The organism is Dolichospermum flos-aquae CCAP 1403/13F, from assembly GCF_012516395.1.
Classification (GTDB): Bacteria; Cyanobacteriota; Cyanobacteriia; order Cyanobacteriales; family Nostocaceae; genus Dolichospermum; species Dolichospermum lemmermannii.
Genome location: NZ_CP051206.1, coordinates 369,646 through 394,003, shown reverse-complemented (window position 1 = coordinate 394,003; position 24,358 = coordinate 369,646). Strand labels below are relative to the sequence as shown.

14 protein-coding genes, 1 tRNA gene and 2 pseudogenes are annotated in these 24,358 nt (G+C 38.8%); 6 read left to right on the top strand and 11 right to left on the bottom strand.

Annotated features, from left to right (window positions below):
• Positions 1 to 124 precede the first annotated feature (124 nt).
• The 11 genes and pseudogenes from HGD76_RS01990 to HGD76_RS01940 all read right to left on the bottom strand — a co-directional run bounded on the left by HGD76_RS01990 (position 125) and on the right by HGD76_RS01940 (position 13,919).
• The gene (locus tag HGD76_RS01990) at positions 125 to 1,804 is read right to left on the bottom strand and encodes an ABC transporter ATP-binding protein/permease (protein ID WP_168653849.1); all 1,680 of its coding nucleotides are present in this window, start codon (positions 1,802 to 1,804) and stop codon (positions 125 to 127) included.
• Between the two features lie 259 nt (positions 1,805 to 2,063).
• A complete protein-coding gene (locus tag HGD76_RS01985; protein WP_168694810.1) occupies positions 2,064 to 4,094 on the bottom strand; it encodes an alpha-amylase family glycosyl hydrolase in 2,031 nt (676 codons plus the stop codon).
• 224 nt (positions 4,095 to 4,318) lie between these two features.
• Entirely contained in the window at positions 4,319 to 5,341 is a 1,023-nt protein-coding gene (locus HGD76_RS01980; RefSeq protein ID WP_168694809.1) for a class I SAM-dependent methyltransferase, read from the bottom strand.
• 61 nt (positions 5,342 to 5,402) lie between these two features.
• Positions 5,403 to 6,185 (bottom strand): annotated as a pseudogene (locus HGD76_RS01975) (polyprenol monophosphomannose synthase); the annotation flags it as partial.
• Positions 6,182 to 6,655: a GtrA family protein gene (locus tag HGD76_RS01970; RefSeq protein WP_233467010.1), complete on the bottom strand. Its 474-nt coding sequence runs from the start codon at positions 6,653 to 6,655 to the stop codon at positions 6,182 to 6,184. The gene HGD76_RS01970 and the pseudogene HGD76_RS01975, both read right to left, overlap by 4 nt.
• A 42-nt stretch (positions 6,656 to 6,697) precedes the next feature.
• The gene (locus tag HGD76_RS01965) at positions 6,698 to 8,338 is read right to left on the bottom strand and encodes a glycosyltransferase family 39 protein (protein ID WP_168694806.1); all 1,641 of its coding nucleotides are present in this window, start codon (positions 8,336 to 8,338) and stop codon (positions 6,698 to 6,700) included.
• 34 nt (positions 8,339 to 8,372) lie between these two features.
• Positions 8,373 to 9,755 (bottom strand): ANL family adenylate-forming protein, encoded by a 1,383-nt coding sequence (locus HGD76_RS01960; protein ID WP_168694805.1) that lies wholly within the window; start codon positions 9,753 to 9,755, stop codon positions 8,373 to 8,375.
• The gene (locus HGD76_RS01955; protein ID WP_168694804.1) at positions 9,755 to 10,090 is read right to left on the bottom strand and encodes a hypothetical protein; all 336 of its coding nucleotides are present in this window, start codon (positions 10,088 to 10,090) and stop codon (positions 9,755 to 9,757) included. The genes HGD76_RS01960 and HGD76_RS01955 overlap by 1 nt, the downstream gene beginning before the upstream one ends.
• A 7-nt stretch (positions 10,091 to 10,097) precedes the next feature.
• The gene (locus tag HGD76_RS01950) at positions 10,098 to 11,204 is read right to left on the bottom strand and encodes a cysteine peptidase family C39 domain-containing protein (protein ID WP_168694803.1); all 1,107 of its coding nucleotides are present in this window, start codon (positions 11,202 to 11,204) and stop codon (positions 10,098 to 10,100) included.
• A 37-nt stretch (positions 11,205 to 11,241) separates the two neighbouring features.
• Entirely contained in the window at positions 11,242 to 12,573 is a 1,332-nt protein-coding gene (locus HGD76_RS01945) for an alpha/beta hydrolase-fold protein (RefSeq protein WP_168694802.1), read from the bottom strand.
• Positions 12,570 to 13,919, bottom strand: coding sequence for an MFS transporter (locus HGD76_RS01940; protein ID WP_233467009.1), 1,350 nt, complete (start codon positions 13,917 to 13,919; stop codon positions 12,570 to 12,572). Before HGD76_RS01940 ends, HGD76_RS01945 begins: the two co-directional genes overlap by 4 nt.
• Positions 13,920 to 14,247: 328 nt before the next feature.
• On the opposite strand from HGD76_RS01940, the gene HGD76_RS01935 reads away from it, so the two are divergent.
• The 6 genes and pseudogenes from HGD76_RS01935 to dxs all read left to right on the top strand — a co-directional run bounded on the left by HGD76_RS01935 (position 14,248) and on the right by dxs (position 24,218).
• Complete coding sequence (locus HGD76_RS01935; protein ID WP_168694801.1) at positions 14,248 to 14,820, top strand: aspartyl/asparaginyl beta-hydroxylase domain-containing protein; 573 nt, start codon at positions 14,248 to 14,250, stop codon at positions 14,818 to 14,820.
• A 102-nt stretch (positions 14,821 to 14,922) separates the two neighbouring features.
• Complete coding sequence (locus tag HGD76_RS01930) at positions 14,923 to 16,524, top strand: condensation domain-containing protein (protein ID WP_168694800.1); 1,602 nt, start codon at positions 14,923 to 14,925, stop codon at positions 16,522 to 16,524.
• Positions 16,481 to 21,226, top strand: coding sequence for a non-ribosomal peptide synthetase (locus HGD76_RS01925; protein ID WP_267904364.1), 4,746 nt, complete (start codon positions 16,481 to 16,483; stop codon positions 21,224 to 21,226). The genes HGD76_RS01930 and HGD76_RS01925 overlap by 44 nt, the downstream gene beginning before the upstream one ends.
• A 135-nt stretch (positions 21,227 to 21,361) precedes the next feature.
• A pseudogene (locus HGD76_RS01920) lies at positions 21,362 to 21,874 on the top strand (ISAs1 family transposase); the annotation flags it as partial.
• A 224-nt stretch (positions 21,875 to 22,098) separates the two neighbouring features.
• A tRNA-Arg gene (locus tag HGD76_RS01915) sits at positions 22,099 to 22,164 on the top strand.
• A gap of 146 nt (positions 22,165 to 22,310) precedes the next feature.
• Complete coding sequence (dxs, locus tag HGD76_RS01910; protein WP_148762583.1) at positions 22,311 to 24,218, top strand: 1-deoxy-D-xylulose-5-phosphate synthase; 1,908 nt, start codon at positions 22,311 to 22,313, stop codon at positions 24,216 to 24,218.
• Positions 24,219 to 24,358: the final 140 nt, after the last annotated feature.

The window sequence follows — 24,358 nt, the reverse complement described above, 5'->3', positions numbered from 1 at the left end:
ATCCCCATCAAGTCATTTATTTGTCCCGGTTTTATGTTTATTCAGCAAGCCCTACTTATCTACTCTATTTTTCAGTATCCCCCAGCCGCTATCTGCGCCCTCTTTTTTGTGGAGTTCTCTTAGTCTAAACTCCAGTGGAATGACCTGAAGCTGAAAGATTAACAACAATTTGATGATATTTTTTGAGAGTCGGGCGATGTCCAACACTAATAAAGGTTGTCTCTATATCTATCAGCAAATTATAAAGTTTTTCTTCATTTTTAACATCTAACGCACTAGTAGCCTCATCTAAGATAGCATATTTGGGTTTAGTGATTAAAAGCCGAGCAAAAGCTAATCTTTGTTGTTCTCCTAAAGAAAGAATTTCACTCCAATCTTTCTCTATATCTAAACCCTCAAATCTTGCAGCTAAGTCTGATAAATTCACTAACTTGATAATTCGATCAAGTTCTTCATCACTAATATTAGCATTGCTATGGGGATAGATTAACTGCTCTCGCAGAGTACCTAAAATCATGTAAGGACGCTGAGGTAAAAATAGTATTTCTTCTAATTCTGGACGGACAATTACACCAGTTCCTGAATTCCATAAGCCAGCTAAGACGCGCAATAAAGAACTTTTCCCACAACCACTATCTCCCATGACAAGTAAGCTTTGACCCGCTTGTAATTCTAGAGAAAGGTTTTGAAATAGGGTTTTTTCATAGTTAGGAGTCTGAACAGTCAGATTTTCAAATGCTAATCTGTTTTCTTTTAGTATCTGAATATTGCTGTTATCAGCAGTTGATTTTCTGGATTTTTGGAGATATTCATGAAAAACATATAACCGATTAATGGCCGCAGCAAATTTTGTAAATTTTTCAAATTGATACATAATCAAATTCACTGAAAAAGCAACTTGTCCAAAAGCTCCTCCAGCTTCGGTGATTTTGCCTACTTCAGTTTCCCCTGAGAGAATTTGGTTTCCTAAAATTAACGCTGGGATAATCCAAGGCAGATAACCAAATTGATATTTAAATACATTTAAATATACTTCTGACCAGAGGATTAATTTTTTAAAATTATTAAATACTTGATTAAATATAAATTTAACTTTGTTTTCTTCTTGAGATATGCCATTATAGAAGGCGATAGACTCAGAATTTTCTCGAATGCGAACTAAGCTGAAGCGAAAATTAGCCTCTTTTCTGAGTTGTTCAATATTGAGTTGAGTTAATTTTTTACCATAAAAAACAATAGTAATTGTATAAGCTAATATAGAATAGAGTATTAAAGCAATAACTAAATTAGGAGAAATAGACCAGAGAATGACACTAAATGCAATCACTACCAAAATTGATTCCAGACAATTGACCAAGAAACCAATAGATTGCTGACAAAAATTAGCAACGTCTTCAGAAATACGTTGGTCTGGGTTATCAATTTCTTTATCAAAATTACTCAATTCATAAAAAGCACGATTTTGAAAATATTGATTGAGTAAATCATGGGTTAACCATTTGCGCCAATATAAACCGATTATTTCTCGTAAATAGCCATAGCCAGAGTTTAAAAAACCAAAGATAACAATTCCAGCAAAAGCAACTGTTATACCTTGCCAAAATCCTGTACTATTACGAACCGAAAGGGCAGAAATCAGGTTTCCTTGTACGGTATTTAGAAAAACCTTAACTTGAGTATTAGCGAATAGTAAAATCGCTAGAAGTCCAAGTAAACTGATCGCACCTCGTTTTTCATTACCTAACCAATAGAGTTTGGCGATCGCCCAAAATTGCGATACTGCTCTGAGTTTAAATCCATTCATCTTTATATGGTTAATCAGTGTTAATGATTTTAGTTGACTCCAGATTTTTTTGCTAAACCTAGATGTGTAGGAGTTTAGCATTACTATATCCCTTATATCATAAGCAAAAGAGAAAAGAGTAAAATCTTAATTCAAACAATAGAATCAAACGATTAAGCTGTGTGGATTATATGTATTGATAATAGAGTCAGTAGCCGATTGAATTTTGTATCACAAATTTAGATGTATAACTTGGCTAAAATACTCAAAATATTAATATTCAAGAAAGACTTTTGGATAGTTTCCCCAGCATAAATGTAAAAGCTGAAAGCTGAATTTGTATTTCGTCTGCCACCAGTTTAAGTAATCCACCTGACGTAGTAATTAGGATATCAATTGTACAAAAATCTCCATAGCAGCTAGGAATCTTTAAACTCTGCTCAGATACGGGAGTAATTCCCAAATTCATGGCTATTAACAGCGGTTGTTGATCACCAGTACCATGAATAAGCACACACCACATACCATTTTCATGAGAACACAATAAGGTTCTTGTGCCATTTTGAATCAGTTTGTTTTGCCCACGAATTTCAGCAAGTTTGTGAATTAGTAAAAAAGTGGGATGGTGTTGACTATATGGCTGAAAAGTTTTCCGATTAATTGACCCAAACTGCCAAGCACAAGCAGGATTTTCAAACATATCCTCCCGTACATAACAATCATGACCCAGCCAATTCCCTGTATCCTCACATTGATATACTCCTAAAGCACCACAAAACTCTTGTTCTGTTCCTTGATAGATAAAAGGTGTTTGTGGACCTAAAATTAAACAAGCAAGGGCAAAATGTAACCGGACTCGCGCTTCATCTCCATTTTCCATCCGACACAAGAATTGATGAAAAATTCTGGTTGTGTCTTGGTTATCCAGGAACATCAGATTATTCTGCCAACCATGATGATATTGCTGCGATGGTTTTAGAAAACCACAACAATAATCTGCAAAACCTCCTAGCCAATGACCATCAGCCAGACTATTTTTAATAGAATAGTAGGTTGGATAGTCAATCAAACCGGAAAATTTGGCACTATTATATTCAATTACTTCTGCGTGGGTGCTTCCTGCGTGTTCTGCTATTTGTATAAATTCTTTTTTCCCTAGATGTGTTGCATATCTTAATATTTCTTCTACACAAGGTTCCCAAAAATCAACCCCAACATGACGGGCTGAATCGTAGCGAAAACCATCAATATCTGTTTCGGCAATCCAGTATTTAAGGTGTTGAATCAGTAACTCGCGGACATATTTCGTCTCCGTGCGCCAGTCTTCGAGAAACCCAAAGAGTCTTTGATTCACCATGTCGGTGTATTCTGGTCCGTGAAAAAGTGCCGTATTACGTGCCTCGATGGGAAAAGGCATAACCGCAGCTTCTTCACCTTGCACATACTTGAATTCTCCCCCTGGTGGACCGCCATATTCTTCCCAGTTAATGCTATCTGCGATGTGATTGACAACTACATCTAAAATGACGGCAATATCAGCTTCATGCGCTTTTTTCACCAATTCACGCAGACATTCAAGTGTACCCAGACGGGGATCAACCATTAATAAATGAATAGGATGATAGCCATGATAACCATCAGCCTCGTTGACATAGACAGGACTCAGAATAATGACTCTGATTCCTAGTGCTTTCAGGTATGCTATCTGGTCAGTTACACCGCGAATTGTGCCGCCATGACTGGCATGGGGAGAAGATGGATCATATTTAACTGCACTTAGACCAGTGTTATCGTTGTCCGTACTGCGAGCAAATCTATCAATAATGATTGAGTAAAATAAACGAGAATTCCAATCATCAGGACCAGGTGTGATGGACACTGATGGTTTAGGTCCATACAGGGGCTGATTATTGACAAATCCGAGAAATAGGGAGGGAATTTCTGCCATTGAACGTGGTGCTTCATCGCAGATAAAGAGGAACTGCGATCGCTCACTTGTATGTTCATTCCCATCAGTATCCACGTATCCTAACCTATATTCATATCCTCCGCCATTTCCAATAGGAGGTAAGACGACTGAAAACATTTTAAAGCCATTTTCGATGACGCTTTCCGGCTGTGCTACAATGCGATCTATATCGCAATATCCTTGTCCATCATTTAACTCATAAGCTATCTGCCCCAAATCTGGATGTTTGGATAAGTGAACACCAAATCTGATACAGATTTTCTCGTTAGTTCTAAACACCCATGTATATGGTGCAATGTTAGGGTCTAAATGTATTTCACAGTATTCATCAAAATAGCGCATATAGCATTCCTCCGAATTAAAAATGGTGTGTTGGAAAACTAATGATCATCAGCATTTTAAGGATTTTAGGACTTACGCAAGTGTCACACCAAAAATCTATTGTAGGGTGCATCAGATATCAACAATCTGTTTATTTGCTAAATTTTTGCTGTCTGATGCACCTTGCCAATGTGCCAGTTGCGTAAGTCCTGGATTTATTGTTGAAGTCTAAAAAATATCAGGGTTCATTTTTTTGCGACTACAACCATATCAATCAAGTGCATTTTTTTCAACGTTTCATTTTGATTAACTTGGTGTTCAAGTTCTAATATTTCTGCCGCACTCTCTATTGGTTTAATTGGCCGATAAAGACGGGCTTGAATTTGTGGATATTCAATATATGTGCCAACTTCCATAGTTTTGTGAGTATAAAACTCAGAATGGTAAGCTTCCCATTGCTTGATGGTAAATAGGGGTGTTGTGGGAAGTTGATAATGTTCTGATTTGAATTTAAACTCATCTCCAAATGTCTCTTGTAATGTGGGATTGAACGGATTAGTGAGGATAGTCTGGAACAGATCGAAGGGCATATATCTAATTCCTAAACCTGCGGAATGTCCATTTTTACAAATTTCGGCAAATTCTTCTCGGCTAATCAAAATATGTTGATGATCAAACTCCTTAGTAGCTCCCTTGTGATGGAGGATGGGAGACTTACAAGCAAATATTACTAAAGAACCATTTGGCTTCAAGAGGTTATAAAAAGCGGCAATACTTTCTTGGATAATGTCTAAAGAAATATGTTCAAAAATGTGGGAACAAACGATGATGTCAAAAGTTCCATATTGCGCGATCGCTGGACTTTGCATGACATCATTCAGAAGATGAACTTTATCACTTTTGACTGGTGATGTATGTGCTTCTTTAAGTAAACCATCATATTCATCAGTTTGCCAAAAAGCGTCATCTTTTAATTTTTCTAATAGTTTTTGGTCTTGATTAAGCAAACATTTTGCTACGACGGAAGCGTGTAAAAATCTCTTTTGATCTGGTTCGACCAAAACAATCTTTTTAGCTGACCAAAACCGAGGCAGTAATCTTCCTAGTCCACATCCAGCATCAAGAACAACTGCGTCAGGTGTAATCAAGTCCTGAATGTTGTTAGCCCAAACTTCCTGATCTCTAGTTTTCCAGGCTTGATGAGCTATATCTGTTACCCATTGGTAGGGGTCAATTGTGTCGTAGACTGTAGCAGTAATTTTTTCCATGATTATACCTGAGTGAACGTAAAACAAACAAAATTTATTGACAGTGATTATACTACAAAAAACGCAGCCGGATTAAGTGCATTAAATACTCTAAATATTGTCGCCAAGTGACTTTGCTCGCTCCTTCTTGACGCTCTTGAAACACATAGCCGACTTCTGTAATACGATTAATCTGACATCGCCCTAATACTTCAATTAAAATCTTGTAACCCAGGGGATTCATTGATTGCTGGGCGATCGCTTCTCGACGGACTAAAAAATAACCACTCATGGGATCAGAAACACGACTAACGACACTGGGTAAAATCATCAATCCCAAGAATTGCGCCCCCCGTGATAAAAATCGCCGATGCCATTGCCAATCACTAGTTCCACCACCTTCTACATGACGACTAGCAACAGCAAGATCCGCTCCCTGGGCGATCGCCTCTAATAACTTTATTAATACCTCTGGCGGATGTTGTAAATCCCCATCAATTACTGCTAGTATTTGCCCTTGAGCTACCTGCCAACCCCTAATCACCGCAGTAGATAGGCCTCGTTCTCCCTGACGACGCATCACCCGCAGGTGAGGATAATCTTTTGTTAGTCCCTGGGCAATTTCCCATGTGCGATCGGGACTATCATCATCAATTACAACCAATTCATAATTATTTGGTAACGCTTCATCGAGTAAATAACTCAATAAATGTACAACTGCCAAAATATTCTTACCTTCGTTATAGGTAGGGATAATCAGCGAAAAATAAACAGAATCGTCAGATTGCGTAAATTCTGATAATGCCGGAATTTCCAATACTCCTGAAGGCACTGATATCAAGTCTTTCAAGCTATTAGCAATCATGATTCTGTTGTCTCCTTAATTTGCCAGTTCCATCTCAGATTAATGCCAAAATTCCAGAAAGTCACACAAACAATTGCCACCAATTTTGCCATATATTCATTCATTTCAAATTTATAAACTAAAAAATTCACAATTAAACTATTCAAAATCAGTCCAAAAAAACAAATAAGATTGAACTTAAAAAACCTTTGTAATCGCTCATTATCTAACTGTTGTGAATCAGATATATCACCAAATGTCCATACATCATTCCAGAGAAAATTATTAATAATTGCCACTTCGGTAGAAAGCATTCCACTGGGAGTTAATAACCAACCTAAGAATGTATGTAGAAAGTAAAATACTCCCAAATCTACAAATACACCACTTAAACCTACAATAGCGAAACGAACCAGACGACTGAGAAAAACCCAAGAAGAACTTAATTGCAGTCTGTTGATGAGATTGGTAATCTCCAGAAAATGATTCATTGCCTTTTTCTCTATTGATAATTTTACTTTCAAAATCAATGTTTATGATTGCTGACCTTTCTCAAATTCCCATAAACCTCCCGGTGGTATATCTAATACTATTATTGCTTTTTCAGCATACTTTTCATCCTGTTCCATTTGATGGAATGACCGACTATTATTTTGTATGAAGAAAATCTGATCATAATTTTCAGGAATTTGCATAATTTCATTGTCTGCTACTGGCAATAAAGGAACTTTTGGAGAATAATGACTTAAAGCTAAAATTCCTCCTAAATTTATAGGAGCGTTATTAATTACCAATAATGGACTTTCTGATTTATTCATAGTTTGAATAGTTTGGATAATCAATCTACTACTTGATTGCGTCCACCAACTCCGAGCTTGAAAAAATGTAACATCAGAAACTAATCCAGCTAAAAGAAATAAAACCATCAGTAATTGAGCTATTTTTCTCCGCCAAAGTTGCTCTTGCAGAATTTGAAAAGCAAAACTTAAAAGATAAGCTACCGTAATTTCTAAGCAAAGATATAAAGGCAATTGGTAGCGGACTTGAAGAGACCGACTTCCTCCAGAGGTTATGTCATATACCATCAACAATAAACTAGGAAATCCTCCCAATAGAAAAATAAATAAATAAGCTTTATTTTGATAATTTCTTACTAGAAGAAATAGGGAATAAATAATTAGAATTAAGCTAAATATTAACGAAGTAATACTATAGTATAAAGAACCTTCATCAGTGAAGCGGGCAAGTATTATACTTGTAGTAAAATTTAGATCAAAAAATATGCGAGTAACTCGATCTAGAAAAATAGCAATTAGCTCGAAAGGATTATTGATATATTTTATGCCAAACCCTGAAGTTAACGCTAATGCTGTATGAATATTGGTGATAAATACAAGCAACCAAGGTAAAAATATTAAAAAGGCAGCGATTGTACTAATTAGATAATTAATGAAAGTTTTTGTAAAATGAAACTGTTGTTGAATAATTACATAAATACCATGAGATATCATGATCAAACCTGTGAATAAATGAGTGTATAATCCCAAGACTAAAGAGAGACTATACAAAGCCCAATTACTTTTATTTTCTTGTCTCATAGCTCGTAATAAAGCAGCACTTGATCCAAGGATTTCCACCATCCATAAAGTATATTGACGTGCTTCTTGAGCAAAATATAATTGTAGGGGAGAAACGGCAATTAGTGCCATTGCTAACCATCCCACAACCGCTGAATCAAATAACTCTAAACACAGCCAATATACAGTAGGAAAAATCAATAAACTGATCACTGCTGATAAACTTCTCACACCAGCAGGAGAATCCCCAAATACTTGCGCCCACAATCTGACCATAACGTAATACAAAGGGGGATGCTGTGGGTCTGAGGTGATTAAATAATTTACTGTATCAGCCACACCGCGATCTAGATTAATATGTTGATATTTGTCAAAATTACTAATGGGAATTATGCCTTGATTTTGAGAAACTTCCTGTTTCAACTCGTTTAATGTGTGTCCAGAAATTGCTACAGATGTCCAATTTTCATCACTGGAATAAATTTTTTGCCCTAAATTGGTAAACCGACAGAAAATACTTAATCCCATGAAGATTATTACTAAAATTTTTAACCAACTTGGGGGATTTGTTTTTGTTAGTAGTTGTGATTGGTTCATTTGATGATGTGAGAATTTTTTTTCTGATTAGAAGCTAATGGGTTTTCTTAAAGCGATCGCTATGCAGTTTTTCTTTCACCAACATAACTCGCACAGGAATTTTGTAAGACTCTAACTTATCTTGGCAAAAGGCTCGTAATCTGATCCGAAATTCCCGCAGAGATTCATCTGTTGTCAGACGAACCTTAGCGGTAACTATATTTCCAGTAATGGGATTTGCTTCACCCTTAACGGACACTTCTAGCACACCTTCCATAGTCTGTAAAACATTCTCTACTTCAGCAGGATAAACCTTTTGTCCACCAACATTAATCAATTCGGATTTGCGTCCGAGAATTTTTAGCCAATCACCGTCAATTTCCACCAAGTCTCCCGTCATGTACCAACCATCTGGTGTAAAAGGTGCTGGAGCATTTAAGTAGCCTAGCATGGCACTTTTGGCTTGAATTTCCAGCATTCCATTGACGATGCGGGTTTCATATCCTTCCCCACCCACCTTAAACCAGAGAGAATCAGAGGAACGGGATTTTGAACGCATGATACCCAGTTCGGTGAGTCCGTAGGTTTGATGGAAACGGATATTGGGAAAAAGCTGATTTAAATTGCTCAAAACGCTTTCTGGCATCACTTCTGTCCCATAGGTAACAATTTCTAAGGAACTAAGGTCGTATCTCTGGTGAACACCACCCAGAAGTAGAAGATTGAGAAAGGTGGGTGAGGTGGGTAATACTTGTATCCGATGCTTGGCGATCGCTGCTGCTACTGTTTCTGGAGAGTGATCTAAAGGTATAACTGCACATCCCCCATTGGCGAGAACGTGCAGGAGAGTGTTAATACCACCAATATGGTCAAATAATAAAAATAGTAGTGTTCTTTGGGCAGGTCTTACCGTTTGGAACTTCTCTTGCATTAAAATGAAATCATGGACAGCAGCTTTGCTTTTGCCTGTGGAGCCGGATGTAAAAATGATTAATCCGGGATGTTGGCGATCGCGCAGTTGATGCAGAAGCTCATGTCTAGCTTGAGTTCCAGTCTGCTCAATACTCACATTATCATCTAAGCCAACCTTGATGATCCATTCTACCTCTGCTATCTGACGCAACTCGTCCCGACTGGTTTTCATCTCTGCTGTTAACAGTGCCACAATGCAATTATGTTGGAGTAAGGACAATAACAAAGCTACAGAATTGGGTGAAAAATCTGCTTCCAAAGCGATCACTGCACCTTTGGGAACAACCTCCTTTTGCAATCGTTCCTGCCAAAATTTGACTAATTGCCCAAGTTCACTATAAAGCACCGAGCGATAGCGAACGCATTGCGTCCCGGCGGGAACTAGCGCTCCGTAGGAGTCGCCCCAGATTAACGCCTCAGCATCTTTGGTCTGATCAAACCTCTCCAATAGAAATTCAATAGCCATCAGACACCCCCACACACAGTAGCGCTGTGAATACAATCAACTATATAATCAGTTAATGATCCCACCGTAGCTAATGAATTAGTGCTACTGGGAGTAATTTCGGTAATTGTGCTAGTTAAATTAATCGTGAATCCCAACTCAGCCTCAATATCCTGCTCAATCGCTATCAGCAATGAAGTCAGTCCCAAAGAATCTATGTATCCACCACCTGCAAGAATATTAGCAGCAGCACCCTGTTCAATTTGGATACGACCCCAGCCTTGTGTAGTTACTTCCTGAATACAGTCCAGGACAATACCCTGAACAGTTTCGTTAATCTTGGATGGTTCTGACATTTAAAATTTACCCCACTTTTGTTTTGCTTAACCAATCCTGAATCTGACAGTGGAACTCCTTCTCACGTTTGATCACCTCAGCCAGAAAAGTGATAAATTTTTGCACTTGAGTCTGATTGTCCTGGGAGTTTTTACGGACAATAATCAGAAATGATTTGTAAACCTCTTCCCACAATTGGATAATCACGAGAATCTCATCCACGAGTTCTGAGACAGGAAGATTGAGTTCTTGATACAAATCATGGAGGAAGTCCCGCAAATAATAGCGACTCCAGCGCATATCAAAGAGGCATTTTCCCAAAGATTGCGGAATTTCTCCCGATGTGGAGTAATAAGCACAAAAAGCTTCATAGATATAAGTGTTGAGAGCAACACCTGATAAATAAAGTCTACCTGGTCTACTTCTTGTCCGCCCCTCCAGAAAAGCAGTATTGACTTTATTTAGAACATTGATTGCCACCGAATCAAACTTTTTATTTTGATAATGCTCTGCAATTGTCACATTGATAATACCGTAAGTGACTAAAAAAGAATAGCCCCTAGCTTGAGTAAATTCTGGAAACTGGAGATTCCCGCGCCAGAATTTTTCTAAGGACTCAAGAGAAATCGTTCCCAGAAACTTGTTAGGTATAGGGTCATAAATGAAAACCTCTTCAGATCCTATTCCCACCACAGTGATATAGTGATCACCGATCATAAAACTACCACCTAATGTAGAGTTAGTCGGCGGTTTGAGATAATTTGGATTATGAAAATCTGGACTATGTGGTAGTTCGTAAGTCGTCCCTGTAAGAATTACTGGTTGATTGCGTTTTATGGAGGCGCTAATTTGAGCAAGTCCCTCTTGGAAGGAAGATTCACCGGTTGTAGTTAATTCAAATAGATCCATCCCCTCTTGAAAAAGCTTATATCCACGCTGCATCACCAGGTTCGGCACTACATCAGTGGTATCAACGCTAAACACAGGGATACTCCAAAAATCAGCATTAGGTAGGAGACTGAGCATACTTCGACCCTGATTCTGGCGTAAATGCAAATCCACTAATGGATAATGACATACGTAGTAATAGGGAAATTCCAATTGAAGTTGGGATGCAAGAGTGATTTTATCCATATCATTTTTTACTCTGAATGAAACCTCAAATTGTAGATTAGAGCTTAGACCAGTTTTCAATCCTATACTCAATAGATATATCTTTTTGCACTTGTAAAAACCGCAGTGGCATTGGTGAACCGTCCTTTTGACACTCAAAGTTATACATCTCACAGCTAAAAACAGTTGCTAGATTAAAACCCCGTGGCAAGGTATATTTTCCCTCATAGAAATTTCCGCTGGTTTGCTGTAAGGTCATAGTTCCAAAATGTATCTGCTCAACATTCGGAGTTTCATCTGGAACATGGGCGCGTAGATGAACTTGCACTTGATCAGGTAAACTAGGTACAACTTGGAAATTACCGGATGTTTTTACTCCTTGAGATGAAAAGGATACTCTGGTCATACCAGTGGAAAGTCCAGTCAATCGGTTGCCTGGTTGCACCTGCAAAATCTGTGGATCTTCCACATCATAGCTACCAGTAAGATCAGTACATCGTAGTCCAGTGTCATACTCTACAACCGGATTAACTGTTAATGGTGCGCTACCTACTCCCAGGACTTGATCACCTTGTAGTTCCACAGAAACAGGTGTCCCTTCCTTACCGAAAAACAACAGTAGTGGGTGTTTTAAGCGCTTACCCCAGTGAGTGTCTACGTGAGCAGCATCGGGTTCTAAATAGTAGAAAAGGTCAATATTAGGCACACAACCTTGAATAACTAGCACATCAACCAATTCTCTTACCGGGCGGGTATAAATTCCTTCCGCATCACCGACATCAATCCAGAGCATGAACTGTGGTTTTTGCATTGGCCAGGAGTAGAGCCAAGTATTACTATCAAAACTACGAACAGCCGGGGAAAGCATCCCTACTTTGCCAAAAACATCAGGATGGCGTTCGGCAATGTTATAGCTGACCGTTGCACCGGCACAAGAGCCGATTATGGCAGTGTGGGAGCGATCGCTCAAAGTCCTGAAATTATTATCTATAAAAGGCTTTACCTCTTGTATAATGAAACTCTCATAGGTGTGACCTCCTAGTGCTTGATCTTTATACAAACCCGCATAATGCCAGTAATCAGATGTCACAGTAGCAGCAGCAGCAGCGATACCGACGACAATAATTTCATGAATTAAATCACCATGTAATAGTTGCTCAATTGTTTCATGTATTCGCCAAGATTCACCACCCACTTTTTTTGGCTCAAATAGGTGCTGCCCAGAGTGCATATAAAGAACCGGATAACTCCGAGTCAAATTATCTGCATAACTGGGGGGCAAATAGATATACAACTTGCGGACAAAACCTGAAATTTTTGAATCTAAATCAATTTTCTCAATCTTCCCACGCATTGGTTTTTCCTGGGTTTGATGAAATTTTCCGTTCATAAATTCTCTACAGTTTTTCTATCACCAACCAACAACTCCTCATCAATATGTTGGAAGTAAAAATAATTGAACAAAATGATGGACACAAATAACATCAGCACCCCTTCCATAATCATCAAAAACCCAATTCCCCGACCTGGACCTGTTTCAATTAATCTACCAATACTGTTAGCAAGTACGCCGTCAACATCCAGCATCGGTTCTAGAATTGTATCAGTCAGTGGACTAGCACTGAGAGTACCAAACGCTGCCCCCAAGCCTGTAATAGTGTAGAACAGTCCCAGTACACGCCCTTGAACATTTGGATGCACGCTATTTTGCCAAATTGTGGCATTGGTGCTGAGAATAATTGGCAGTGTAAAAAACGAAAGCGATATACCCAAGGTAATTAACGGGACAGAAGGTTTGAGACCAGCAATTACTAAAGCTATGCCATTTAAACTAGAAAATATAAACAAAGGAGAGATAGATTTTTTCCCACCTCCCCAGATACTCATAAAAATGCTGCCAGCAAGCATTCCACAGCCAGCGATTGACATGATACTGCCATAGGTTGTTGCTGTGGAAAAGGATAAAATGAGGGGATTAATTAAAACTGTAGTCATACCATTCACAAAAGAATTAATTGTCATGAATGCCAGCATGATCATCAAAAAAAGGCGAGAAGAAATATTTTCCCAGCCGTAAAAAATGTTATTAAAGATAGCAGTTATTCCTGTTATCGGGATAATACTAGGCTCAGGCTGAGGAATATCAATAATTAATAACGTTAAAAACCCAATCAAATAGCTGCATAAATCTATCATTAATAAGCCTTGAAGTTGGAAATTAACGATAATGATACTGGCTAATACTGGTGCTGCTAATTGTCCTACTGCTGAACTAAAATGTATTAAACCATTAGCTCGTCCCATCTGATTACTAGAAACCATCATCGGTAAAGCGGCAGCCTTGGCTGTCATTTGAAAAGAACCGCAGACTGAGGTAAAAAATGCAGCGACATAAGTATGCCAGAGTTGTAGATTGTCAGTCAGTAGCAGTAAGGCAAGTGTGAGTATAACAGTGGCTGCACCTATTTCACTGATAATAATTGTTGTTTTGCGATGCCATTTATCCACCAATGCACCAACAAAAGGAGTAATTAATACGCCTGGCAATATAGTAAAAAATAAAACTAGGCTTAATTGGGCAACGGCGTGAGTATTTTGATAAACCCAAATACTTAAACCAAATCCTGTGAGACGATTACCGATTTCAGATACAGACTGCCCTAACCAGAAAATAATAAAGTTACGGAGTTCACGAATCGGTTCAATGAGTTGATTAAGATGTTTCATCATTTGCATCTATATTTAGTGAGTTGTAAAAATTGGTTTTTCCATTTACGTAAAGTCTATAAACTCTCTTCTCTACTTTCCTGTTATATGTGTAGCTTAAAATCGCGCCCCGCCATCCACGTCTATAATGCTACCAGTAAAGTAGTCACATTCAATAATAAACCGTGCGGCCTGCCAGATTTCATAATTTTACGTCAACCTGAGAGTTTTTGAGCCTGAAAAATTTTTTAAATTATTTTTTTATACGTCTGGTGAAAATTTCAAAATTTATGATATTCTAATAATTGGGGGGAACTACTGACAACATAATATACAAAAAAAGTGAGAATACTGGGATATGTTTTTTGAATCTAGAGACTTTGAATTTATTGCGCCTTTAGAAAATAACTGGCTAATGGTTCGCACCGAATTAGAACAACTCCAACCAAAAAACTTTATTGATTGGCCAGAAAAGAATATTTATAACCAAGGTTGGGAAGTTTTTGGGTTGTATGTTTTTGGACAAAGATTAGAGGACAACTGTAGATTATGTCCCGAAACAACCAAACTAGTTGAAAACATCCCCGGTATGATGTCAGCGGGTTTTTCTTCTTTAGCACCAGGGACATATATTGGACCTCATTTTGGGGCTACTAAGGCAGTTCTGCGCTGTCACTTAGGTTTAGTTGTACCGGATGATTGTGCAATTCGGGTAGATAAAGAAACAAAAAGTTGGCAGGCAGGAAAATGTCTAATTTTTGACGATACTTATGAGCATGAGGCCTGGAATAAATCTGACAAAACAAGAATCGTTTTACTTATTGACTTTAAGAGGCCGGAGTCAATTTTGACAGAGCCAATAAGCAGTAGTCAAGGGATTGATGAAGAGTATTGGTTAAATATTTTATCTCAAACTGAATTGTCAAAATAACTAGTGATTTATGGAAAATACCCAAGCATGGTTTGAGTTTAATAGCAAAGATGTTTGGACAATGTTTCACTCTTTCGCTTTTGATTTTTCAGTGTGGGAAATGTGGGGAGCATTATTGTATGGTTTCTAGAAGAGGATATTTTAGAAAATCGCGGTAGTGTGATTGGTGTACCGATTGCAGATTTATCTTTATATATATTAGATTCCGGTTTTGAACCTTCACCTTATGGTGTTCCTGGAGAAATCTATGTGGGTGGTATGGGCGTATCTAGGGGTTATCTTAATCGTTCTGCTTTAACAGCAGAAAGGTTTATTCCTGATCCTTTTAGTCAACAATTGGGAGCGAGATTATATCGGACAGGAGATTTGGCGAGAAGGTTGAGAAATGGTGATATTGAATATTTAGGACGCTGCGATTTACAGGTAAAAGTCCGGGGTTTTCGCATTGAGTTAGGCGAAATTGAAGCAGCTTTAATTGCACTCCCAGAGGTATTAGAAGCTGTGGTGATTGTCTACTCAGAAGCTGAAGATGATCAGCGTTTAGTGGCTTATATTGTAGCTAATGGTCAGGTTGATCTGGTTGCAGCAGCGCTTCGCTATCAAAATCAGTTGCGGACGAATCTAAAAGAGAGTTTACCAGATTATATGATCCCGGCTGCTTTTGTGGTGGTGGATGCTATGCCATTGACGGCTCAAGGTAAGATTAACCGCAAAGCATTACCTATACCAGATTGGAATAAAGCGGCAGCTAGACGCAGTTTTACACCTCCACAAACCGATGCTGAAAAGGTAATTTGTCATGTTTGGGAACAAGTGTTAGGTATAGATGCTATAGGAATTGAAGATAACTTCTTTGATTTAGGTGGTGATTCTATTTTGGCCTTGCGAGTCGTTACAGAAATGCGTCGTCAAGGTTGGATATTAACACCCAAGGAAATTTTTCAAGAACAAACTGTAAAACGCCTATCTACTATAGTACAAAAGCAGAATTTGCCAGTTGAAACTACTGCTATAGTTGCCGGAGAAGTTCCTTTGACTCCTATCCAAAAATGGTTTTTTGATCTGAACATTCCCAATCCTCACCATTGGAATCAAGCTTTAGTTTTAGAAGTTCATCAATCTTTAGAAGCTTCAACAGTTGCATCCGCAATTCAATTAATTTCCGAGTATCACGATACTTTACGATTACGCTTTGAACAGAAACAAGGAGTTTGGCGACAGTTTTATGTAGAAAACAAAGCTACCCAAGAGGAGAATTTAACTTGGGAAATTGTTGATTTAGCTCTGAAAACAGAGTTAGAACAAAATACTATGATGAGGGAAGTTGGAGAGAGAGTACAGCGATCGCTAAATTTAACTAATGGACCTCTGGCTCGGTCAATTTGGTTTGATTTAGGAGAAAATCGCCCATCTCAACTTTTAATAGTCATTCATCACTTGGTTGTTGATGGTGTTTCTTGGCGGATTTTACTGCAAGATTTGGTGGAAGCAATCAGTGGTAGTCAACTTTCACCATCTACCTCATCTTTCCAACAATGGAGTCACTTTCTGCAAACCTATAGGAACTCTATAGATATTCAAGCAGAAACACAATTTTGGCTCAATACTATTCAAAAAGAAGCAGCAAAAATTCCCCTAGATTTTCCCCAAAGCTTAATAAATAACTCAGAGTCTAGGGAACAGGGAACAGGGAACAGAGAATAGGGAGAAGGGAGAAAAGCCGAAATTTACCAATTATCAATCACCAGAAATTAGTTTTAATTATCTTGGTCAAGTACGCAGTGAAAGTGGTAAAAATAAAAAATTACTCCGCTTATTGAATTCAGAAATAGAACCAACTCGAAATCCTGAAGGCTTGCGTCCCCATCTTATTGATATTAACGCCATTGTTGTTGAGGGAGAGTTGCGGGTTGATTGGTTATATAGTTCTAACTTACATCAAGAAGAAACAATTACTAAATGGGCGGATGAATTTCACAAAAATCTTCTAGAAATTATCAACCATTGCAAAGAAGTAGGTGTAGGTAGCTATACACCATCAGATTTTCCCCTAGTTAAAATTTCTCAATCTTCTGTAAATAAGCTCCAGGAAAAATATTCTCAGTTAGAAGATATTTATCCCCTATCTCCTTTGCAAGAAGGGATGTTATTTCACACAATATATAATTCAGAAGATGCTATTTACTTTGAACAAGTTACTGGTAAAATTATTGGCAAATTAGATGTTGACAACTTTAATTTTGCTTGGCAAGCTGTTGTAGATAGACATCCTATTTTGCGGAGTGCTTTTGTTTGGGATAACCAAGATACCCCTCTACAAATTGTGAGTAAATCTGTTGATTTTTCCATTGTCCAAAAAGATTGGCGTGATTTATCTTCTACTCAGCAAGAAGATAAACTTCAGGAATATCTTATCGCAGAACGGCAACAAGGATTTATTTTAGACCAATATTCTTTGATGCGGTTTAGCGTCATGCGCTTAGATAATTTTACCTGGCAATGGGTGTGGAGTCATCACCATATTACCCTTGATGGTTGGTCATTACCAGTTATTTTCAAAGAAGTTCTGACTATTTATCAATCAACCTGTCAAAGAGTTCCCCATTCTTTGCCACCTGTTCCTCCTTATCGCCATTATATTCAGTGGTTAGCAACTCGGAATTTGCAGGAAGCAAAACAATTTTGGCAGGAAAATTTAGCTGATGTTTCTACATCTACTCGTCTGTCTTGGCAGATACCAGAATCAGAATTTGATGTTAATTTACCTGCATATCAAGAAGTAGAATTACGTCTGAGTCAAGATGAATTTGCAGTATTGCAAAAGATGGCACAAAACCAGCGATTAACATTGAATACTGTAGCTCAAGGTGCTTGGGGAATTTGTTTACAAAAGCATGGCGCAGGGGAAGATGTATTATTTGGTGTTACTGTTTCTGGTAGACCACCAGAATTACCAGAGGTAGAAGGTATGGTGGGGTTATTTATTAATACTTTGCCAATGCGGTTACAAATTAATCCTAGTTTATCTGTTGCTGCTTGGTTGCAAAATATTCAACAGCATCATGTTGAAATGAGAGAATATGAATATAGTAAATTAACAGATATTCAAAAAGAGATTCAAATAGGGTCAGGAGAGTCTTTATTTGAGAGTATTTTAGTATTTGAAAATTACCCTGTTGACCAAAGTTTAAAGGAACAAGGGCAAGATTTTAGAGTTGATGAAATCCAGTTTTATGAAAGAACAAATTATCCTTTAACGGTGGGTGTAATTCCTGATCAGGGATTATTATTAAAACTAAATTATCAAACTAGATTTTTATCGCCTTCAGCGGCTAGAATCATGCTGTTGCGCCTGCGGAATATCATGATGAATATGGCAGAACAGCCGAATGTGGCATTAGGAACAATCCCGGCGTTATCAAAACCAGAGCGATCGCAAATTATCAGTAACATTGCAGTTAATACTATTACTTGGGGGGATTTTCGTCCTGCTCATCAATTATTTGAAGAACGTGCTGATTTACAGCCTGATAGCGTGGCATTGGTTTGTTGTGAGAGTGAAATTACTTATAGTGATTTGGATAAATATGCCAATAATTTGGCAGCTAAACTCATCGCCACAGGGTTTGGATTTGAGTCCATAATTGGCTTATATTTTGATCCTTCTATTGAATATGTGATTTCTCTCCTGGCTGTGTTAAAAATAGGTGCAGCCTTTTTACCTTTAGATCGCAGTTATCCAGAAACACGACGGCAATTTATTGTAGAAGATAGTCAAACTCGTTTGATTTTAACAAAAACAGTTTCTGCACCAGGATTATTTCCAGATGATGTCAAAGTTATTGCTATTTCTGAATTAGATTTAACGGCAAATATTCCTCGTCCTTGCTTAAAAGTTAGACCAGAAAATCTGGCTTATGTGATCTATACATCCGGTTCTACAGGTAAACCCAAGGGTGTTTTGGTCTCTCACGCAGGGATAGAGAATCTGGTACGCAATCAAACTGCAAGTTTCGGTGTCACAGCCAAAAGTCGCGTTTATCAATTTGCTTCTTTGAATTTCGATGCGGCAGTTTCCGAGATATTTATGGCTTTGGGTAGCGGTGCAACTTTATATCTGCAAGAACAAGCAAATCGCTCTCCTAATGCTGCTCTATGGGAGACATTAACTGCATGGCAAATAACTCATGTTACCCTCCCTCCTTCCTTAGTAGCTGCTATTGAACCAGCAAATTTACCCAAATTGCAGACTTTGATTGTGGCAGGGGAAACGGTTTCTGGGGATTTATTGCGGCGTTGGAGTGGAGAGAGCCGCACCTGTTTCAATGCCTACGGACCAACGGAAGCTACAGTTTGCGCCAGCTTGATGAATTGTAGTAATTTGTTGGGAGAACCGAGTATTGGCAGAGCGATCGCTAACGTCGAAATTTACCTTCTTGACTCATTTTTAGAACCAGTGTCCCCTGGTGTCACTGGGGAAATATATATTGGAGGTATCAGTTTAGCACGGGGTTATTTACACCGTCCCGATTTAACAGCAACCGCATTTATACCCCATCCTTTTAGTAAAACACCAGGGGCAAGACTTTACAAAACAGGCGATCGCGGTGTATATGATCTACAAGGTAATATCCGCTTCATGGGTCGTCAGGATGCCCAAGTTAAACTTAACGGATACCGCATAGAACTAGGTGAAATTGAAGCCGCCCTAACTAAACATAAAACCGTAGATGGTGCGGTAGTTTTATTGCGCCAAGATTTACCCGGACGTAAACGCATAGTTGCTTACGCCCTAGCACCGCAAGACAACCCACCAACTAGTCAAGAATTAAAGGATTATTTAGCAGAAACTTTACCTGCATATATGTTACCTAGTGCAGTAGTGTTAGTTTCAGCTTGGCCACTCACACCTAACGGGAAAATAGATCGTCGAGTCTTACCCGCACCGGAAATATCAACTACACCAACCATAGCTAAAACGCCTACAGAGGAGATATTCGCGCAAATCTGGGCAGAAGTCTTAGGACTAGAAACCGTCAATCCTGATGATAATTTCTTTGAATTAGGAGGAGATTCGATTATCAGTTTGCAAATAGTTTCTCGCGTTCGTGCTGCTGGTTGGGAAATTAACCCCAAAGACATCTTTGAAGCTCAAACTTTATCACGACTTGCTGCAATAGCTAAACCATTAGCGCGGAAAATAGAAATTATTGAGCCGTTAACTGCTGTTGTTGACCTTTCCCCCATTCAGTATTGGTTTTTGAGCAAAAATTGGACTCATCTCCACCACTGGAATCAAGCAATAGCCCTGAATAGCAGTGAACCTTTAAATATAGATGCCTTGATTGTGTCCTTAAACGCCTTAGTTGCCCATCACGACGTTTTCCGCTTGGGATTCTCCCAAAATCAAGGACAATGGCAACAATTTTATACTGGTGCTGCGAAAAGCCCACCTTTGCAAATTGCAGACTTTAGCGACCATTCACCCCAAACCCAACAAGAGGCTTTAACCGCAATTGTCGAAGCAGAACACGCAAGTTTTCAATTAGATAATCTGCCATTACTGCGGTTGTTATATGCTACCAATCTCAGCGAGTATGGTAACGTTTTATTTCTCTTTGCTCATCATTTAATTATAGATGGCGTATCCTGGCGAATTTTACTCACAGACTTAAACCAAGCCTATCAACGAACTATAGATGATCAACCCATTTCCTTACCATCAAAAACATCCTCCTATCGAGAATGGACTGCATCTTTGCGAACTTTAGCAGATTCTGATGCGATCATTAAAGATATCCCCTTTTGGCAGAACATTCTCTCAAATCCTGTCGCTACCTTACCCGTTGATTATCCAGTTATCAACGGTAAAAATACAGTAGACAGTACAGCCATAATATCTTACCAATTAACCCCAGAAGAGACAAATATTCTCCTCAAACAAGCAACTATAACCTATCATGCCAATATCCAAGAAATCATGTTGGCGGCATTATTTAAAACTCTCTGGGAAACTTATCAAGCTGACAATTGGCTCATTGATTTAGAAGGCCATGGTAGAGAAGAACTAATTGATCAATTAGATATTTCTAGAACAGTAGGTTGGTTTACCTCCCTCTATCCAATTTTACTACAGCAACCAGAAACCAATACCCATCAAGATACATTAATCAAAGCAATTAAAACTCAAATTAGAAATATTCCCCATCATGGCATCAGTTTTGGATTACTACGATATGTCAGTCAAAATAAAACCTTACAGGAAAACCTTAATTATGCTAATCAATCTGCTATCAGTTTCAACTATTTGGGGCAAATTGACAACAAATCCCCAGGTAATCACCTATTTAATCTTAGTCATGTGCCTACAGGAACGGCAGGGTTAGCGCATCTCAAACCCTATTGACAAGGGGATTTATTTGATATGTGGGAGGATGTTCAAGTGGCACAACTCAAGGTAAGTTAATATATAACCCATCTAGCCGCTGTATCTAAGTAATGTCAACAGGATTTAAGAAGAAGTGCAAAACCAGAACATCTGTTAATTTTAGGGCAAAGAAAGGTCAGTTGTAAATCAAATGAAATCACCGCAATTCCAGCACTATTAGAGACTCTGGACTTATCTGGCTGTATTATCACTATTGATGCAATGGGTACACAAAAATCAATTGCCGAACAAATCATAGCTGGAAATTCTGATTATATTTTAAGCCTAAAAGATAATCATCCCACCCTACATCAACAAGTGAAAAATTGGTTTAAAACAGCACAATCTCTAAACTTTAAGGGTGTTGATGTTAGTATTAGTCAACGGGTGGAAAAAGGACATCACCGCATCGAAAATCGGACAGTTTATACTGTTCCAATTTCACAATTACCAGCACTTTATGAACAAAACTTTGCCTTACTACGTCGTATTGCCCTCAATGCCTTAGACAGAGAACCAACTTTTCGTCGCAGTATTCGACAAAAATCACGACGAGCTGCCATGAATGATCAATACATGGTTTCTGTGTTAGCAGCATCCATAGCAAACTATTCTCCTCTACTGTAATTCTTCTGTCAATAGCGTTTGAGATGCGCTAATCCTGACCCTCTATCCACTCAAAATCTTTTATATTTGCCGTTGCTAACGGTAGATCAGAATCTAAACAGGTTGTGTAGGATTAGTGGGCATTACAAATATGAACAACTTTGTTAAAAATTATTACAGCATTAATAGGGTAGATCAAAATTAGATCAATTATTTTAGATGTAGCCAAAACCATTACTAACACTGGGTTTTAGATAAATAAATTCTGCCTTCTAAGCGGACGGTCGCTGGTTCGAGTCCAGCCGTACCCATTAAAATTGGTATACATAGCTATTAATAACGCGCAAAGGTTATAGTTGTACAACAATAATTAATGACAGTTATATTTTAGAAGCCACCGAAAGTGGGAAAATAAAATTATTCCAAAAGAAGACTTAACAGAGGAAAAGCCGATAATATGCACTTGAGTGAAATTACCCATCCTAACCAGTTGCATGGTTTGTCAATTCGGCAGTTAGAACAAATTGCCCGGCAAATTCGTGAGAAGCACCTACAAACCGTAGCAGCCTTTGGAGGGCATTTGGGTCCGGGTTTGGGCGTTGTCGAATTAACACTGGGGCTTTATCAAACCTTAGATTTAGATCGGGATAAGGTCACATGGGACGTAGGACATCAAGCTTATCCCCACAAATTAATTACCGGACGCTACAGTAATTTCGACACTCTTCGCCAAAAAGACGGCGTTGCAGGTTATCTTAAACGCGGCGAGAACAAATTTGATCATTTTGGGGCAGGACACGCTTCTACAAGCATTTCTGCCGCCCTGGGAATGGCTTTAGCCCGCGACTTAAAAGGGGAAAAATTTAAAACCGTTGCTGTGATTGGTGATGGGGCTTTAACTGGAGGCATGGCGCTAGAAGCGATTAACCACGCGGGACACTTACCCAAAACTAATCTCCTGGTGGTTCTCAATGATAACGAGATGTCCATTTCTCCCAATGTGGGGGCGATTCCTCGTTATCTGAATAAAATGCGTCTGAGTGCGCCGGTGCAGTTTCTCTCAGATGGAATTGAGGAACAGTTAAAACATCTGCCTTTTGTGGGTGAATCGCTTTCCCCAGAACTGGAACGCATCAAAGAAGGTATGAAGCGGTTAGCAGTTCCCAAAGTCGGCGCTGTTTTTGAAGAATTGGGCTTTACCTACATGGGGCCAGTTGATGGCCATAATTTAGAAGAGTTAATTGCCACATTCCAACAGGCACATCAAATTACTGGACCTGTTTTGGTTCACGTAGTGACAACTAAGGGTAAAGGCTATGAACTAGCGGAAAAAGATCAAGTAGGCTACCATGCCCAAACTCCCTTTAATTTAACCACTGGGAAAGCGATTCCTTCCAACAAACCTAAACCCCCCGCTTACGCTAAGGTCTTTTCTCATACTTTAGTGACACTGGCGGCACAAAATCCTAAAATCGTCGGCATCACAGCCGCAATGGCGACTGGTACAGGTTTAGATAAACTACAAGCTAAATTGCCTAACCAGTATATTGATGTGGGTATTGCTGAACAACACGCTATTACCTTGGCTGCCGGTTTAGCTTGTGAAGGTATGCGTCCTGTTGCTGCTATTTACTCGACTTTCTTACAACGCGCCTTTGACCAAATTATTCATGATGTTTGCATTCAAAATCTACCTGTATTCTTCTGTTTAGATCGGGCGGGGATTGTTGGTGCTGATGGTCCGACTCACCAAGGTATGTATGATATCGCTTATCTGCGTTTCATTCCGAATATGGTGGTAATGGCTCCCAAGGATGAGGCGGAATTACAACGGATGGTTGTGACTGGGATTAATTACACTGATGGACCGATTTCTATGCGTTTCCCCCGTGGTAATGGTCACGGTGTCCCCTTAATGGAGGAAGGTTGGGAATCTCTGGAAATCGGCAAGGGGGAAATTCTCCGTCAAGGGGATGATGTGTTAATTGTGGGCTATGGTACAATGGTTTACCCGGCAATGCAAGCGGCGGAAATTCTCAGCGAACATGGGATTGAAGCAACTGTGATTAATGCCCGTTTTGTTAAGCCTTTGGATACTGAGTTGATTTTACCTTTGGCTAAACAAATTGGTCGGGTTGTGACTTTGGAAGAAGGTTGTTTAATGGGTGGTTTTGGTTCTGCGGTGGCTGAGGCTTTACTTGATGCTGATATTGTTGTCCCTGTGAAGCGGATTGGTGTTCCTGATATTTTGGTAGATCATGCCACACCGGATCAATCTTTTGCGGAGTTAGGTTTGAGTAGTCCTCAAATTGCGGAAACTGTTTTACAAGCTTTTTTTAAGAAACAGGCTGCTGCTTTGGTCTAGTTGATTTTTTGTCTGAATCAGGATTTACGGGATTTCAGGATTTACAGGATTTAATTATTTTGTTTATCTTTTGATCTTGGGTATCCTGATTCTGATTTGGGGATGTTTAATTTCTGGAGATGTTGATTGGTTCTACCAAA